This window comes from Citrobacter sp. EC_71 (assembly GCF_019584005.1).
In the GTDB taxonomy this organism is placed as follows: domain Bacteria; phylum Pseudomonadota; class Gammaproteobacteria; order Enterobacterales; family Enterobacteriaceae; genus Citrobacter; species Citrobacter werkmanii.
In genome coordinates, this window is record NZ_VDAY01000008.1 from 225,832 (window position 1) to 242,623 (window position 16,792).

Below are 16,792 nucleotides of genomic sequence, written 5' to 3' on the forward strand. Positions count from 1 at the left end.
GAAACAACAGGTGGTGCCTGATAAGTTTAGGTCGCCTGCGGATGATATTTACCGCAAAAAATTGATGATGAATCGTCTATTTTTTGAACGATTTATTCGGCGTGAAACAGGCATAAAGAATCAAATTTCCTTGATGAGTGTGTTTACCGCGTGGCGTTATGCGGGTATCTTACGCCGCTGTTAAAAGGAGAATGCTATGTCCCCCCAGAAACCGGGATTACACCCACGCAACCGCCACAATGGCCGTTATGATCTTGCGACTTTATGCCAGGTTACCCCCGAGTTGACGCAATTTCTCATCCTCACGCCCGGCGGCGAGCAGAGCGTTAACTTCGCCAATCCGCAGGCAGTGAAGGCGCTCAATAAAGCACTGCTGGCGCATTTTTATGCGGTGAAAAACTGGGATATTCCAGACGGTTTTCTGTGCCCGCCAGTTCCTGGTCGTGCGGACTACATTCACCATCTGGCCGACCTGTTAGGTGAAACGACAGGAACCATTCCGACAAATGCGAGCGTACTGGACGTGGGAGTAGGGGCCAACTGTATTTATCCGCTGATTGGCGTGTATGAATATGGCTGGCGATTCACCGGCAGCGAAACCAGTAGCGAAGCGTTTAACAGCGCTCAGGCGATCGTTAACGCCAATCCGGGGTTAACTCGCGCAATTCGTTTGCGCCGACAAAAAGATGCTGCGTCAATCTTCAACGGTATCATTCATAAAAACGAGCAGTATGAAGCCACTGTATGTAACCCGCCATTCCATGATTCTGCGGCCTCTGCGCGTGCCGGAAGCGAACGTAAGCGTCGTAATCTGGGTCAGGACAAAGATGATACGCTGAACTTTGGCGGACAGCAGCAGGAGCTGTGGTGTGAAGGCGGCGAAGTGGCGTTCATCAAGAAAATGATCGCCGAAAGCCAGGCCTTTGGTCGGCAGGTGATGTGGTTTACCACGCTGGTTTCGCGCGGTGAGAATTTACCTCCGCTGTATCATGCATTAACGGATGCGGGCGCGGTGAAAGTGGTTAAAAAAGAGATGGCCCAGGGGCAAAAGCAGAGCCGCTTTATTGCCTGGACCTTTATGGATAACGATCAGCGTCGTCGTTTTATGGCGCGTAAACGCTAAAGCGTTGGCTCCCCTGGCGGCAGTTGATCGCTTGCCGCCGACGGAGGGCCATTCACCGGTGCAGGCAAGACCTGATACGTCTGTACCGGGGCGCGTACGTTGGCCAGATCGAAATGTTTCTTCACCTGGCTGTCGAGCGCGAAACGCACGGTCCACTGTTTCAGCGGCAGGGTCGTAAATGAGACCCGTAGCGTGAAAGCCGTATTGGTTAACCCGACGATCCCGGCAAACGACGGCTCGCCGATAATAAGCCCGCGAATGTCGTCCTTTTCCATCAGCTCAGCGACAGCGTCTTTCAACGCCTGATTGGCTTTATCCGCATCCTCATGACGATCGACATCGTAATTGGCGACGACCGAGCCAATGCCACGCACAAAGTTGGCGAAGGTGGTTATCGATGACCAGGGAATGATATGGTACGCCCCGGTATCCTGACGCACCCCCACAGAACGAATGGACATCCTTTCAACCGTACCGGTGAGTGGACCGATAGTGACTAAATCCCCGGTGTTCATACCATTTTCGAACTGAATGAAGATCCCGGTGATAATGTCTTTTACCAGCGTTTGCGAGCCGAAAGAGATCGCCAGCCCCAGCGCCCCGGCCCCGGCCAGCAAGGGGGCGATATTGACGCCAATTTCGGACAGCACAATCATGATGGTGATGGTGCTGATAATCACCGCCAGCGCATTGCGGAACAGCGTTAACAGCGTGCGGGTACGGGCGCTGGGCAACGGGCGACCGTGAATATCGGAAGCCAGACGATTTTCAATCAGGCTGGCAAGGATCGTCCAGCCAATGGCGGAGAAGAAAAGAATCAGCGCGATACGAATCAGGATATCCACCGTTTTTTCTCCGGCGCCGTAATGCAGCCAGTTCCAGAAGTCGAACAATCCCCAGGCATTGAGCAGCAGCATCACCGCGACGCACACCGTCAGGATCCGGGCCACGCTTAACGCCGTCGACAGCCAGCCATTCAACCGTTTTTGTAATTCCGGGTAGCTACGCTGGGTATGTGGCGACAGGGTAATCGTTTTGGCTATCCAACGCGAAAGCATGCCGGAAACAAAGGCGGCAATGCCGATAATCACCAGGCTGCGTAACGTTGCGCCCATCATGAATTTCAGACTGTTGCCAGGGTCAAACAGCGAGAAGAAAAACAGCACAATGAAGTAAGCGCTGGCCAGCCAATGCCATACCAGCGCGAAGGCGCGGATAAACAGGCTGAAAAAGGCTAACGATCTTTCCGCCAGATTGAGCAAATGCTGTGTGATCTCTTTCTTATTTCTAAAAATAAGATACAGCGCCCATAGCGTGATACACAGCATGATGATGACGTTTGCCATTGCGCCGACCTGTACGTTGACCTGATTTGAGATAATAGGAACAGCAACAATCAGTCCGTAACCAATCAGGCTGCTTAATGAACTCAAACGGCGATTCCAGTAGCGCGCGCCGTCATCCTGAATGTTAAACGGGCGTAGCTCCGCTACCGTCGGGCAAAATATCAGACGTAAAATCGCCTTGAAGAATTCAATCAACGCAAAGGCATTGAGGAACAGGCTTTGCTGGAAAGCGATGGTGCGGCTCCCGGCGTTCATTCGATCGCTCAGAATCTGCCCTATAAACAACGTCAGCGCCAGCAGTAATAAATCGATAATAAATGCGCCGACGATCATTGCCGGAAGCTGTAGCCAGTTGCTGCGTTCGCGGTTTTTCCGTCGCGCCCATTGTCCCATTTTGCGATACAGCGGCAGCGCGCACAGGCGGATCAGCCAGTAAAACCCAAACACTGACGCTGCCAGCATTAAAAAATGGGTCAGGGCATTGGTGAAGGTTTGCGGGTTAAAGGTTTTATGCGGGGCGTCGGTGATGTTGCGGTAAAGCTGAGCAAAGCGGTCGGAAAGAACTTCACTATAGTGACGACTGACATCTGTCACGTTTTCCAACACCGTTTTTTCTTCAGTTAGCGTAGGGGGGACAATCACCGGCACGGGCTCGGGAGGAGGCGTTGCCGCGACTTTGCGCAATTGACCAATCAACTCCTGGCGCGATGCTTCATTGTCCAGTACGTCAGCCAGCGCGGCGTAAGCGGCTTTCTTTTGCTCAACATCAGGCTCTTTTGCGGGGGTGGCTTGCGGGTCGGCTGAAGTCGAGGTTGTGACACCGGGTATCGTCACCGCGTGAGACGGTATGCTCAGCAGACAAAAGAAGACCAACAGGATCCAGCGCATGACTCCTCCCATGAGAAAATAAATTCAAAAGGATAAGTATAGATGCCAGAGCGTAAGAGAATTGAAATGAGAGGATTCTGGTGAAAACCTCCCTTCGGGCGAAGGGAGGTCAATGCATCAGGAGACGTGCTGCAAGAATTCCTGTAAACGCTGGCTGGGAGGATTTTCAATCAGGGCTTGCGGATTACCGTCTTCGGCAATGCGTCCCTTATCAATGAAAATCAGACGTGAGGCCACTTTTTCGGCAAAGCCGATCTCGTGGGTCACAATCACCATGGTCATCCCTTCTTCCGCCAGATCCTGCATGACTTTCAGAACTTCGTGGCGCAGTTCAGGGTCAAGCGCTGAGGTTGGTTCATCAAACAGCATCATTTTCGGCTTCACTGCCAGTGCACGGGCGATAGCCACACGCTGTTGTTGACCGCCGGAAAGTTCAGAAGGGTAGTGATGCGCACGCTCGGCCAGGCCGACCTTCGCCAGTAATTCTTTCGCCAGCTTCTCTGCCTGTTCTTTATTCGCCCCGCGTACGCGCTGCGGTCCAAACATGACGTTTTCCAGCGCCGTCAGGTGGGGGAACAGGTAGAACTGCTGAAATACCATCCCGGCTTCCTGGCGAATTAACCGCTCATCGACCTTGGGATCGTTGACTTTCAGACCGTCGACGATCAGATCACCAGAGGTTATCTCTTCCAGCTTGTTAATGCAGCGCAGCAGAGTAGATTTACCGGAACCGGACGGCCCGATGATGACCACAACTTCGCCCTGCTTAATGTTCAGATCAATATTGTGCAGCACCTGGGTAGGGCCAAAGTGCTTAGAAACGTTTTTAAATTCAATCACAGGATTTTCATCCTTCTTTCCAGACGACGCAGAATGAAGCTCAGCACCAGGGTAATGATCAGATAGAACACCGCAACGGCGCTCCAGATTTCCAGTGCGCGGAAGTTACCGGCAATGATTTCCTGCCCCTGACGGGTCAGTTCAGCGACGCCAATGACGATAAAGAGCGAGGTATCTTTAATGCTGATGATCCACTGGTTGCCCAGCGGCGGCAGCATACGACGAAGTGCGAGAGGCAAAATAACGTGACGGATGGTCTCAGTGCGTGAAAGCCCAAGCGCCAGTCCGGCTTCGCTGAATCCTTTATGGATTGAGAGCACCGCACCGCGGGTGATTTCCGCAATATAGGCACCGGAGTTGATCATGATGGTGACAACGGCGGCGCTAAAGGGGTCAATACGTAAATCGTTAAACGCCATTGGCAGGGCGAAGTAGATAAACATCACTTGCACAACGATTGGTGTGCCACGAATGACTTCGATAAACACCAGCGCTACGTGGTTGGCTATCCAACCGCCGAAAGTACGTGCAAACCCTGCTGCAAGCCCGATTACCAGACCGCCAGCCAGACCAAGGATCGAGATCCATAAGGTCATTTTGGCGCCTTCAATCAAAAGCGGGATGGCGGGCCAGATGGCACTCCAGTCAAACTGCATATGTCGTTCCTGTTACCGTGGTGTAAAGATTCAAATGCCCGTTTTGCCAGATGCGCTGTGCTTATCCGGTTTACAGGTCTCAAAAATACTGGGAAAGGCCCGGTATGCATCGCGCCACCGGGCATCACTGCCAGTTATTATTTAGGTTCAGTACCGAACCATTTTTTGTAGATCTCGTTATATGTGCCGTTCTCTTTCAGCGTTTTCAGCGCGCCGTTCACTTTCTCACGCAGGTCATCGCTGCCTTTCGGGAAGGCGATACCGTATTGTTGAGCTTCCAGCGAGTCACCTACGGCTTTGAACTGGCCGTTACCCGCGGTTTTGATGAAATAAAGAATGTTTGGCGTGTCATGCAGCACGGCGTCTGCGCGGTTGGTGCCCAGTTCCATATAGGCGTTATCGATATTCGGGAACTGACGCAGGTCTTTGGTTTTGATGTTAGCTTTTGCGTAATCAACGGAACCGGTGCCGCTCTTCACAGCAACAACTTTACCATCCAGGTCTTTCACGCTTTTAACGTCGTTATTATTCGCTTTGACCATCACTAACAGACCGCTTTTGTAGTAGCCGTCAGAGAAGTCGATCGCTTTTTTACGCTCGTCGGTGATGGTGATACCCGCCAGTGCCAGGTCGACGTTTTTGGTTTGCAGAGCCGGGATGATGCCGCTGAAATCCATTGGTTTCAGTTCATAATCCAGCTTCAATTCTTTGGCGACGGCAGCCCACAGATCCACATCAAATCCAACGTATTTGTCACCCTGTTTGAATTCGAACGGTACAAACGCGGTGTCAGTTGCGACAACCAGTTTCTTATCTGCGGCATGGGAGGACACCGCAAAAGCCAGGGTAAGTGCAGCCAGTGAAACTTTTAATACAGACTTCATAGGATTTCCTTTTATATCCACGGGGTGATCCCCTGCGAGAACATATGGCTTAATGAAAAAATCGTGCCACTTTTGCAACTCATTGTTTTAAAAAGAAGGTATTTCTTTTCTCTGCACAATAAGTAGGGCAAAGCGGAAAATCTGCACTATTTTGGGGCACCCATTTGGTGCGTACCTGACACGGTGCAAACGGTATGACTATTTAGCGTAAAAATTGTTGATAAAACAATCTTTCGTTAACGATTGTGTGAGGTGATTATTACAATTAATTTACTTTGGAGTGACGAATGATCAATGTTATGCACCATAAATGTGCAAAACCCCCGCCGGAGCGAGGGTTTTATAGGTAATTCTTATGTCTGCTGTTATTCAATGTTGGCTTCGATAAACCACAGGAATTTGTCGAGATCGCGTGACGCAGCGGTGAAGATATCCGCTGTATCTTCGTCTTTTGCTTCGCTAATGGCTTTACGTACGCTGTTGGCGACCACTGCATAACGATCGGCCAGTTCTTTTAAGTGGTCCTGCACGCTATGGATATCCAGCGGATAGCTTTTCAGTGGCGTTTTGCTGTTAATGACCTGGGTCGTACCCAGTGCCACACCGCCTAACTGTACGGCGCGCTCAGCCATGGTATCGAGATGATCGGTCAGGGCAGTACGGAAGCCATCCAGCATTTCATGGACAGCAATAAAGTTCGCGCCGCGCATGTTCCAGTGAGCCTGTTTAGTGATCAACGACAGGTCGATGAACTGGATCACTTGCTGATTCAGCAGTTCTACCGTGGCTTTCTTTTCGCTGTCTGTCACATCGTTGCGAGTATAAACGAGGGCGGATGCTTTTGTTTTTACCAGTTTTGCGGTACTCATATTTTCATATCCTCTTGATATTTATGTCCCAACTCTTCAACGGGAATAAGTATAGCGCTAATTTTGGATTTATTTTTCCGGTGTTACCTATTGCTTTAATAGTGAAGAGATGAATGGAAATAAAATAATTAATAAAATCATAGGTATACATGATTTCATTACAACGAAATGTTATTTTTATGTTAATGTAAAAAATTAAAAGAAATATGTGGGTGGGTACAAGATATTTATTAGAAAATTATCACGCAGATTAACAAGTGGATATTCTGCATGATTATGCAAACCATGCAGAATATTAAGGGGGTTAATTCACGTCAACTTGCTTAATTTGCGGTTCTTTGCGAATAGTGAGTGTAGAACCCATTGATGCGGCAATAATAGCCCCCAGGGCCAGCGTCTGGATAAGCGTTAACGTTTCACCGAGGAAGATCATTCCCGAAACCGCAGCCAGCGCGGGTTCCATGCTCATCAACGTACCAAAAGTACGCGTTGGCAGTCGCGTTAGTGCGATCATCTCTAATGAGTAGGGGAGCGCGGTGGAGAGTACGGCCACGGCCAGGCCCAACGGCAGTATTGACCAGTGCCACAGGGCATCGCCGGCCTGAATCGCGCCAATGGGAACAAAAATCAGCGCAGCGATTAATGAACCCACCGCTACGGTTGCCGGACCGTGTTCTGCGCCGGCACGCTGGCCGGTGAGAATATAAACAGCCCAACAGGCGCCAGCTCCCAGCGCCAGCGCTGCGCCGGTTAAATCAACATGAGAAACGTCCTGGCCAAGCGGTAACAGGAACCAAAGCCCAAGAACGGCCAGGGCTACCCAAATAAAATCTACAGGGCGTCGGGATGAAAACAACGCCACTGCGAGCGGGCCGGTAAACTCCAGCGCCACGGCAATTCCCAGCGGGACGGTCTGAATAGACAGATAAAAGAGGTAGTTCATCCCGCCAAGAGACAGACCATAAAACAGCAGCGGCAGGCGCTGTTCTTTAGCAAAACGTAAACGCCAGGGTTTAAAGAAGGCGATAAGGATGAGTGTGCCCAGCGCGAGGCGCAGCGCGGTAACACCAGGTGCACCGACGAGTGGGAACAGCGATTTTGCCAGTGATGCACCGCTTTGAATGGAAGACATAGCAATGAGTAAAACCAAAATAGGTAACCAAACTGGCGCTTTACGTAACGACCCCGGCATCCTTTCTCCTGACAAATGATGGTTACATCTCTTCATCTGCGCGGCGTTGCGACGCGGATGGCAAAATGTATAGAAAAGTAAAACAGCGAGTGTAATGGAAATACACTCAACTGGTTGAGTATTGGTTGAAAAAAAAATTCTTCAGATCCGTACAATGGTACGAAATTGGTGGATTAATAATCTGCGTGATTAGGAATTATCTGGATGAATGTGTCGTATTGTGCGCGCAATAATGGCTCATTAACTTAAAAAAGTGGTGTAAATTGAAAGGTATAGCTGGTTTGTGAAATGTTTTGTTACATGAAAGAGCCCGTTAGACACCGCGAATCGCAAAGAGTTTCCCATCAATTTTTGTTATATTTAAAACTTAGGATTTACTTGAAGCACATTTGAGGTGGTTATGAAAAAAATTGCATGTCTTTCAGCACTGGCCGCTGTTCTGGCTTTCTCCGCAGGTACTGCTGTAGCTGCTACTTCTACCGTTACTGGTGGTTACGCTCAGAGTGATGCTCAGGGCGCAGCGAACAAAATGAACGGTTTCAACCTGAAGTATCGCTACGAGCAGGACAACAACCCGCTGGGTGTAATCGGTTCCTTCACTTACACTGAAAAAGACCGTACCGATGCTTCTGGCGACTACAACAAAACCCAGTACTACGGCATCACTGCGGGTCCGGCTTACCGTCTGAACGACTGGGCAAGCATCTACGGTGTAGTGGGTGTTGGTTACGGTAAATTCCAGAACGCAGCATCTCCGGCTGACAACCACACCACCAGCGACTACGGTTTCTCTTACGGTGCTGGTCTGCAGTTCAACCCGATCGAAAACGTTGCTCTGGACTTCTCCTATGAGCAGAGCCGTATTCGTAGCGTTGACGTTGGCACCTGGATCGCTGGCGTGGGTTACCGCTTCTAATCACTTCGGTGATATAAAAAATCCGCCTTTTGAGGCGGATTTTTTTTGCGTGTAATTTAGATATTAACGAGATTTGGTCTCAAAGATATCGGTACCCAAATGGTTGTAATCCACCTTCTGCAGTTTGAAGTTGGTGATATACACTGGCCCGGCCTTTTTCTCTGAGATAAAACGGTAGCTGTTGGTAATTTCCTTCGCGCTGATCCCCGTCCATTGAGAGAAAAAGCTAAGAAAATCATTCGCAGAGCGACGGGCTTTTATCACCCGATGGGCTTTATCATCGCTCGACAGCACCATAAAAGGTACCTGGAAATTCTGCTGGAAACGGTCGTCATGCGCCAGGTACTGCACCTCTTTTCCCCGCTCTTTAAAAGCGAGGCCATGATCGGAGAAATAGACCATCGAGAAGCTGGTACCGCTGTTGCGTAATTGCTCGTAAAGCTGGCGCAGCAGGTCATCCGTCTGCGTCATGGTGTACAGATAGCAAGATGTCTCCTTTGACTGGACGAAGGTCTCGTATTTTCCTTGCGTACGGTCGCAGGCCTGCGGATGTGAACCCATTAAATGCAGCACGATGAGCTGCGGCTGAGTGCGCTCGGTGGCCAGCACCTGGGCAGTCATCTTCAACAGTTCTTCGTCACGGGTATTTTTATCCGCTTCGAAATCACCGTTTTTGAGGAAGTGCACTTCATCAGCTCGTTTTGCGATACTGGCGATAGCCGTATCGTATTCACCAATCTGCCCCTGATTGGAAAACCACCACGTCTGGAATCCCGCGCGGTTGGCCAGAGTGACAAAGTTATCCTGGAACTGGGGTTTATTATCAACGACCCGATTAAGCGTTAAGCCAAGCGATTTTTGCGTTGAACCGCTTGCGGCAATGTAATCTGCGAACAGATAGCCGTTAACGGAACTGGCAAACGGGGTGTTGTCCCAGTGACCGCCAAACGCGCCTAATGCATCGCGGCGGGCGCTTTCACCAATGACCACGACATAGGTGTGATACTTTGGCTTCACGGCGGTTACCGTCCAGCTGTCTTTCACACTCGACAGCTTCGCCATGCGCTCCTGTTCATCGAGCACTTCGTTATTATTGACGATCACGTCTTTGGCAAAGCGGAAAACAGGATAACCGGTGTCCTTAAGCTTGAACACGCCGCCCCAGGCCAGGTTTTGTACCGGGGTAACAAAAAACGCGACGACGCTAAATAACAAACACAGGCTGTCGTATTTATTCCAGCTGCGCTTTTGCGCTTCTTTTTTACGGCGTACGGCGATAACGCCGAGGGCAAAAATAAATACCCCAACCAGATAATTGTACCAGGGGAAGATGGTCAGGATCTCGGTGGACTCTTCCATATTGGTTGAATGCAGCGCCAGCAACGTATTGAAGTTAGGCGAACCATAAGCCTGACCAAACGGAAAGTACATTGCCGCAATAAGTGAGCAAATGCCAATCAGCACTTTCTGCGCGCGCGGGGCGCTGCGCCACAGCAGCATTAATATACAGGTGAAAGCAACGCTGTAGAGCAAGCTAAGCGGATAGCCCAACGCCAGGTTGATCAACATAGACTGTAAGAAATAGAGGCCAGTCCACGGACTAATGGCCCGGCTACGAGCAATGATTGAATCTTTGAGGGTTAAATTCATACGCCACTAATGCAAAAACGCCATGTGCTTACCCTGGCGTTAAGGGTCATTGCCTGCCTGAGAGAGCGAGAAGAGGGATAGGGTCCGCATCCGCGAGCCGCAATATACGCAGGGCTGCGAAAAGATAGAGTGTGCATGAGAGAAGGTCAACTACTACAAGGAAATTGTTTTGCGAGAGAGGTGGCAAAACTGACAAAAAGAAGGGTTATTGGGACGAAACCACTACTGTACCCCGGATGACAGCAGGGAAAGGAAGCGGCGTACCGCGACGCCGCATTATTTTCCTGAAGGTTTATCCTGCTCTGGTTTGCTGTTGATCATGTCACACAGCATAGAGATCAGCATCAACCGTACTTTAAAGGGAGAGTGGCTAAACACGCGTATACACCTCTTAAATTCATTCATATAAACCTCCTGACTTCACGATCCCATCGGTCCTTGAGGGATGTCTTTATTATATACAGATATAGCACAGGCTATATTATATAGCTATTGCTAAAACGTTAATTTTTTGTGCCCACGCAACTCTGGTTTACAATGAGCGCTCTCTAATCAGATGCCGTTAACGCGTCACAGTAACGAGGAAGCAGAATGAGTCGTCGCGCAGGTATGCCAACAACAAAAAAAGTGACGCAATTGGTGAATGTCGAAGAACACGTTGAAGGATTTCGTCAGGTCCGGGAGGCACATCGCCGCGAGCTGATTGATGACTACGTAGAGCTGATTTCCGATCTCATTATTGAGGTGGGTGAGGCACGCCAGGTGGATATGGCTGCCCGACTCGGGGTTTCCCAGCCGACGGTTGCCAAAATGTTGAAGCGCCTTGCTTCTGTCGGGTTGATTGAAATGATCCCCTGGCGCGGGGTGTTTTTAACCGCAGAAGGCGAACGCCTGGCCCAGGAGAGCCGGGAGCGTCATCAGATTGTGGAAAATTTCCTGTTGATGTTAGGTATCAGCCCGGAAATTGCCCGCCGTGACGCTGAGGGAATGGAGCACCACGTCAGTAAGGAAACGCTGGAGGCTTTTAGCCGTTTTACGCAACAGCAAGGATCTGGCTCTGAATGAGTTTTCCTTTACTACGCGCCTTGCAGCGCGATCGTTTTTTCCAGCTGTTAATCATCGTCGGGGTTGTACTGAGCGTGTTCACGCCATTTACGCCCCGCTCCTGGCCTGGAGCGATTGACTGGCACACCATTATTACCCTTAGCGGCCTGATGTTACTGACCAAAGGCGTTGAATTAAGCGGTTACTTCGATGTGTTAGGGCGCAAGATGACCCGCCGCTTTCACACTGAACGCCAACTGGCGATATTTATGGTGCTGGCGGCGGCGCTACTGTCGACGTTTCTGACCAACGATGTTGCGTTGTTTATTGTTGTCCCGCTGACCATCACCCTGAAAAAATTATGCGCCATTCCGGTAAATCGTCTGATTATCTTTGAGGCGCTGGCGGTAAACGCTGGATCGTTGCTGACGCCAATAGGCAATCCGCAAAATATCCTGATGTGGGGGCGCTCCGGGTTGTCATTTACCGCGTTTACCTGGCAAATGGCGCCGCTCGCGGGTGCCATGATGCTGACGCTGGTGGTGCTGTGCTGGTTCAGTTTCCCGAACAAAGCATTGCACTATCATACCGGGACGCGCGCGCCGGACTGGCAACCACGCCTGGTGTGGAGCTGTCTGGCGCTGTATATCATCTTTCTGACGGCGCTGGAGTTAAAACAAGAGTTGTGGGGCCTGGCGATTGTGGCGGCGGGATTCATGGTTCTGGCGCGTCGCGTCATCCTCAGCGTGGACTGGACGCTGCTGCTGGTGTTTATGGCGATGTTCATTGATGTGCATTTGCTGACGCAGCTACCGGCATTGCAGGGGATAACCCACCAGATTGGCACGCTCTCTGCGCCGGGTCTGTGGTTGACGGCCATTGGCCTGTCGCAGTTTATCAGTAATGTGCCCAGTACAATTTTGTTGCTGAACTACGTTCCGCCGTCGCTGTTGCTGGCCTGGGCAGTTAATGTGGGCGGCTTCGGGCTGCTGCCTGGATCGCTGGCAAATCTTATCGCTTTACGCATGGCAAACGACCGACGGATTTGGTGGCGTTTTCATTGGTATTCGCTGCCGATGCTGATATGGGCGGGACTGGTAGGGTATGGTTTGCTACAGGTGATGTGAGGATTATGCCCGATAAGCGTAGCGCCATCGGGCATATATAGCAGATTAGTTCAGACGAACCGGCATACCAGAACGGTTCTGTACCGCCTGATCAACGACGGACTGATCAACGTCAGACTGACCGGTGACGCTGGTAATGCTCTTGTTCAGCGTAATCGGTACGATTTCCCCGCCTTCAAACTGTGCTTCAGTGGTGGACAGTGGGTTGTGTACCTCGATGTAACGGCTGCCGTCTGGTTCGGTAGTGGCTTTCACCGGCTCATCGATAAACTGTACGCGAGTGCCGACCGGCACATTTTCAAACAGGAATTTGATGTCGTCGTTACGCAGACGGACGCAACCGTGGCTGACACGTAAGCCAACGCCGAAGTTAGCATTGGTGCCGTGAATAGCATACAGACGACCGATATACAGGGCGTACAGACCCATCGGGTTATCCGGGCCTGCCGGAACCACGGCTGGCAGCGGTTCGCCCGCAGCGCGGTATTCCGCATGCATTTTCGCCGTTGGCGTCCAGGTTGGGCCCGCTTTCTTACGTTCTACTTTGGTGGTCCAGTTGATTGGCGTGTCTTTGCCTAACTGACCGATACCGATCGGCAGAACGATAACGGTGTTGGTGCCTTTCGGGTAGTAGTACAGACGCATTTCAGCGCTGTTGATAACAATACCTTCATGCACGGTATCCGGCAGGATCAACTGCTGAGGAATGTTCAGCACAGTGCCGCCCTTCGGCAGGAAAGTATCCACGCCAGGGTTGGCTTCCAGCATGTTAGACAGACCCATCTGATATTCTGCCGCAAAATACTCCAGCGGTTGGGTATTGCCTTCAGGAATGGTGATGACCTGGTTTTGGCCAATCAAACGGCTACCATCGGTAGGCAGCGGGTACGTGACGGCTGAGGCAGTGTTGCAAAAACCAACTACCGCAAGTGCCGCCGCGAAAAGCGTTGTCAATTTCATATTCATCTTCATGTATGCGAGATTCAGTGCCAGGCAGGCCAGTGGGTTGAGATTTATGTAGTGTTGGGCACGCATTATATGTGCAATCTGAGCAACAAGGAATTCGGATGTGTACTAAATCACATTTTTTTCCTTTTGCTTTCACTTTAGCCCTTCAGCATGAAGGGGCGATCTTATCGTAGACTTATGGCATAATAAGCGGTTTGTCACATATTTCTTTCTCTTTCAGGATACGCCAGTGTTAGTTTCCAGCAACGTCACCATGCAGTTCGGCAGTAAGCCGCTGTTTGAAAATATTTCCGTCAAATTTGGCGGCGGCAACCGTTACGGCCTGATTGGCGCGAACGGTAGCGGTAAATCCACTTTTATGAAAATTCTTGGCGGTGATCTCGAACCGACGCTGGGTAACGTTTCCCTCGATCCGAATGAGCGCATCGGTAAGCTGCGCCAGGATCAGTTCGCCTTTGAAGAATTCACCGTGCTTGACACCGTAATCATGGGTCACGGTGAACTGTGGGAAGTGAAGCAGGAGCGCGATCGTATATACGCGCTGGCCGAAATGAGCGAAGAAGACGGCTATAAAGTGGCTGACCTCGAAGTTCAGTACGGTGAAATGGACGGCTACTCTGCGGAAGCGCGTGCGGGCGAACTGCTGCTGGGCGTGGGTATTCCGGTAGAACAACATTACGGCCCGATGAGCGAAGTCGCACCCGGCTGGAAGCTGCGTGTGCTTCTGGCCCAGGCACTGTTCTCAAACCCGGATATTCTGCTGCTCGACGAACCAACGAACAACCTGGATATCGACACCATCCGCTGGCTGGAGCAGACGCTGAACGAACGTGACAGCACCATGATCATCATTTCGCACGACCGTCACTTCCTGAACATGGTCTGTACGCACATGGCGGATCTGGACTACGGCGAACTGCGTGTGTATCCAGGTAACTACGACGAATACATGACGGCGGCGACTCAGGCGCGTGAACGTCTGCTGGCCGATAACGCCAAGAAGAAAGCACAGATTGCCGACCTGCAATCCTTCGTCAGCCGCTTTAGCGCTAACGCATCGAAATCTCGTCAGGCGACTTCCCGCGCCCGTCAGATCGATAAAATTAAACTGGAAGAAGTTAAAGCTTCCAGCCGTCAGAACCCGTTCATCCGCTTCGAGCAGGATAAGAAACTGTTCCGTAACGCGCTGGAAGTGGAAGCGCTTACCAAAGGTTTTGATGAAGGCCCGCTGTTTAAAAACTTCAATCTGCTGCTCGAAGTGGGTGAGAAGATTGCCATTCTGGGCGCCAACGGCGTGGGTAAATCCACTATGCTGAAAACGCTGGTCGGTGATTTGCAGCCGGATAACGGTACCGTGAAGTGGTCCGAAAACGCGCAGGTCGGTTACTACGCGCAGGATCATGAATATGAGTTTGAAAACGATCTGACGGTCTTCGAATGGATGAGTCAGTGGAAACAAGAAGGCGACGACGAGCAGGTTGTGCGCAGCTTCCTCGGTCGTCTGCTGTTCAGCCAGGATGATATCAAGAAGCCTGCAAAAGTGCTGTCCGGTGGTGAAAAAGGACGCATGCTGTTTGGTAAACTGATGATGCAGAAACCAAATATTCTGGTAATGGATGAACCGACCAACCACCTGGACATGGAATCAATTGAGTCGCTGAACATGGCGCTGGAAATGTATCAGGGCACGTTGATTTTCGTTTCTCACGACCGTGAGTTTGTCAGCTCGCTGGCCACCCGCGTGATTGAAATTACGCCGGAGCGCGTGATCGACTTCACCGGTAACTACGAAGATTACCTGCGTAGTAAAGGCGTCGAATAATTATCCCGTCGTTCTCGTGTTACAGGTGTGATGGTTGCACCTGTAACACGAGATACTTAGGGAAAAGAGTATAAGTTACAGATTAAATCATCCCCAGCGCACGCTTACCGTGGATATTCAAATCCTCCAGCGTGAAGCGTCCTTCCCAGTCAGTTTCATAATCTTCGCGCGGGAAATCACCCGGTGACGCGCCTTTTTCCAGTGCGGCCTTCACTTTGTGGGCGTAGGCCAGATTCTTTTCGCACATCGGCGCGGCAGGGATATACATCACATTGCCCCAGCCCTGCTGATTTTCCACCGGCGCGACGGAGTGGATCACATCGCAATGCCACCAGACGGAGTCTCCGGCGTCCAGTTGCGGAATACTGGTTAACGCCTCTATCAGCAGCGGATGCCATTGCGTGGAAATCGGCAGAACTCTGCCGGGCGCGACGCCGCACAGTTCATCTTCCGGCACATCGTCCAGCAATGGACGTAGCAGCACATAGGCCATCGCCTCAGGAATCGGGACTACGTGCAACAATCCCTGACCTGGCAGCATATCGGACAGCGCCGTCCAGCCCTGGAAGGTACGAAATACTGAACATTTGGTGGTGTTATCTACCGTATACTCTTCAACTTCTGTGCGATGCGCCGCCTGCCAGGGATCATAATCTTCCAGCTTGCCATTGAAAACATTCGCAAAGACCTGCTGATATGCCGGCAAAAGCCAACGCTCCAGCGCGCCGGAATCCGTATGCGCGCCCAGCCCTTTGGACGTTGTTCCCGGCGGACGACGGCGTATGCGGTCAGGATAGATGACGCTGACGTCCGGGTTAAACCATTGTTTCCCGTCGCTTGTAAACGTCCACAGGCGATTAAGGAATGACTGCGCATTGGCCATTTCTTCGCTCTGGCGGGCCTGCATCTGCGCCTGGGACCAGTAGATGGGGTAGATCTCCGGGCGGGATGCGCTGAGGGTGCCAAAAAAGTTATCACCGGGGCCTTTGTAGACCTCATCAAAATGGTTGCGATCCAGGTAATCGAGCATCGACTGGTCCCATGCCAGTGCCTGTTCGCGGGGGAAATGCCCCTTAATGACCGCGCATCCGCGACGCTTAATCTCTTCACGCTGCTCGGCGCTTACGCGTCCCGCTTTGATATCCGCATAGGACAACGTTGGCCAAACCGGGGAGCCTTGCGCTTTGAGGGCGTTGATTTCCGCCACGCGAGTGGCAATGGCATCGCTCAGCTGATTGAAAATCAACTGAACATCCCCAAGCTGTGCCCGCAGTTGCTGTTTCATCTGACGGATTGCCGCTTTGTGATCGGCGGGCAATGTGTCGCTGGTAAACGTAAAAGCCATAACCACCTCGCATTAACTTTCATTCGAAACTTATTTAACTTACACATGCAATATAAGTTAAAAATAAGTTAATGCAAGTTTAAAAACTTGATGGTGGGCACGGAATGAATAAAGAGTGAAA

Annotated in this window: 15 protein-coding genes; 5 read left to right on the forward strand and 10 right to left on the reverse strand. The window is 51.1% G+C overall.

The features are described 5' to 3' along the window. The first annotated feature begins 196 nt into the window (after positions 1-196). Positions 197-1,123 (forward strand): 23S rRNA (adenine(1618)-N(6))-methyltransferase RlmF, encoded by a 927-nt coding sequence (gene rlmF, locus FHD02_RS11480; protein ID WP_220393885.1) that lies wholly within the window; start codon positions 197-199, stop codon positions 1,121-1,123. Here rlmF and ybiO read toward each other — a convergent pair. From ybiO to rhtA, 6 genes are all read right to left on the reverse strand, one after another. Beyond that, positions 1,120-3,357, reverse strand: a complete 2,238-nt coding sequence (gene ybiO, locus FHD02_RS11485; protein WP_079224874.1) for a mechanosensitive channel protein — start codon at positions 3,355-3,357, stop codon at positions 1,120-1,122. The two genes, rlmF and ybiO, sit on opposite strands and share 4 nt — an antisense overlap. A 117-nt stretch (positions 3,358-3,474) precedes the next feature. Next, the gene (gene glnQ / locus FHD02_RS11490) at positions 3,475-4,197 is read right to left on the reverse strand and encodes a glutamine ABC transporter ATP-binding protein GlnQ (protein WP_042309588.1); all 723 of its coding nucleotides are present in this window, start codon (positions 4,195-4,197) and stop codon (positions 3,475-3,477) included. Beyond that, on the reverse strand, positions 4,194-4,853 hold the full coding sequence (gene glnP / locus FHD02_RS11495) for a glutamine ABC transporter permease GlnP (protein WP_006685364.1): 660 nt from the start codon (positions 4,851-4,853) through the stop codon (positions 4,194-4,196). The genes glnQ and glnP overlap by 4 nt, the downstream gene beginning before the upstream one ends. Before the next feature lie 137 nt (positions 4,854-4,990). After that, on the reverse strand, positions 4,991-5,737 hold the full coding sequence (glnH, locus tag FHD02_RS11500) for a glutamine ABC transporter substrate-binding protein GlnH (protein ID WP_061381903.1): 747 nt from the start codon (positions 5,735-5,737) through the stop codon (positions 4,991-4,993). 365 nt (positions 5,738-6,102) lie between these two features. Further along, on the reverse strand, positions 6,103-6,606 hold the full coding sequence (gene dps / locus FHD02_RS11505; RefSeq protein ID WP_038639118.1) for a DNA starvation/stationary phase protection protein Dps: 504 nt from the start codon (positions 6,604-6,606) through the stop codon (positions 6,103-6,105). A 304-nt stretch (positions 6,607-6,910) separates the two neighbouring features. Then, positions 6,911-7,798 carry a threonine/homoserine exporter RhtA gene (gene rhtA / locus FHD02_RS11510; RefSeq protein ID WP_042309586.1) on the reverse strand — a complete coding sequence of 296 codons (888 nt, stop codon included), beginning with the start codon at positions 7,796-7,798 and terminating at the stop codon, positions 6,911-6,913. 400 nt (positions 7,799-8,198) lie between these two features. On the opposite strand from rhtA, the gene ompX reads away from it, so the two are divergent. Continuing rightward, the gene (gene ompX, locus FHD02_RS11515; RefSeq protein ID WP_003035257.1) at positions 8,199-8,714 is read left to right on the forward strand and encodes an outer membrane protein OmpX; all 516 of its coding nucleotides are present in this window, start codon (positions 8,199-8,201) and stop codon (positions 8,712-8,714) included. Positions 8,715-8,777: 63 nt separating this feature from the next. Here the strand turns inward: ompX and FHD02_RS11520 are convergent, their stop codons facing one another. Both FHD02_RS11520 and mntS read right to left on the reverse strand, forming a co-directional pair. Then, positions 8,778-10,364 (reverse strand): phosphoethanolamine transferase, encoded by a 1,587-nt coding sequence (locus FHD02_RS11520; RefSeq protein WP_137361536.1) that lies wholly within the window; start codon positions 10,362-10,364, stop codon positions 8,778-8,780. Between the two features lie 276 nt (positions 10,365-10,640). Then, a complete protein-coding gene (mntS, locus tag FHD02_RS11525) occupies positions 10,641-10,769 on the reverse strand; it encodes a manganase accumulation protein MntS (RefSeq protein ID WP_042309581.1) in 129 nt (42 codons plus the stop codon). A 186-nt stretch (positions 10,770-10,955) separates the two neighbouring features. Here mntS and mntR point away from each other — a divergent pair, with 186 nt between their 5' ends. Next, a complete protein-coding gene (gene mntR, locus FHD02_RS11530; protein ID WP_042309579.1) occupies positions 10,956-11,429 on the forward strand; it encodes a manganese-binding transcriptional regulator MntR in 474 nt (157 codons plus the stop codon). Beyond that, a complete protein-coding gene (locus FHD02_RS11535) occupies positions 11,426-12,535 on the forward strand; it encodes an anion transporter (RefSeq protein WP_137371024.1) in 1,110 nt (369 codons plus the stop codon). The genes mntR and FHD02_RS11535 overlap by 4 nt, the downstream gene beginning before the upstream one ends. Positions 12,536-12,580: 45 nt before the next feature. Here the strand turns inward: FHD02_RS11535 and ldtB are convergent, their stop codons facing one another. Further along, on the reverse strand, positions 12,581-13,501 hold the full coding sequence (gene ldtB / locus FHD02_RS11540) for a L,D-transpeptidase (RefSeq protein ID WP_042310152.1): 921 nt from the start codon (positions 13,499-13,501) through the stop codon (positions 12,581-12,583). A 232-nt stretch (positions 13,502-13,733) separates the two neighbouring features. Between ldtB and FHD02_RS11545 the strand changes: the two genes are divergently transcribed. Then, positions 13,734-15,326 carry an ABC-F family ATPase gene (locus tag FHD02_RS11545; protein WP_137371023.1) on the forward strand — a complete coding sequence of 531 codons (1,593 nt, stop codon included), beginning with the start codon at positions 13,734-13,736 and terminating at the stop codon, positions 15,324-15,326. An 82-nt stretch (positions 15,327-15,408) separates the two neighbouring features. Here FHD02_RS11545 and FHD02_RS11550 read toward each other — a convergent pair whose 3' ends face one another. Beyond that, positions 15,409-16,671: a DUF1479 domain-containing protein gene (locus FHD02_RS11550; protein WP_220393886.1), complete on the reverse strand. Its 1,263-nt coding sequence runs from the start codon at positions 16,669-16,671 to the stop codon at positions 15,409-15,411. Positions 16,672-16,792 lie beyond the last annotated feature (121 nt).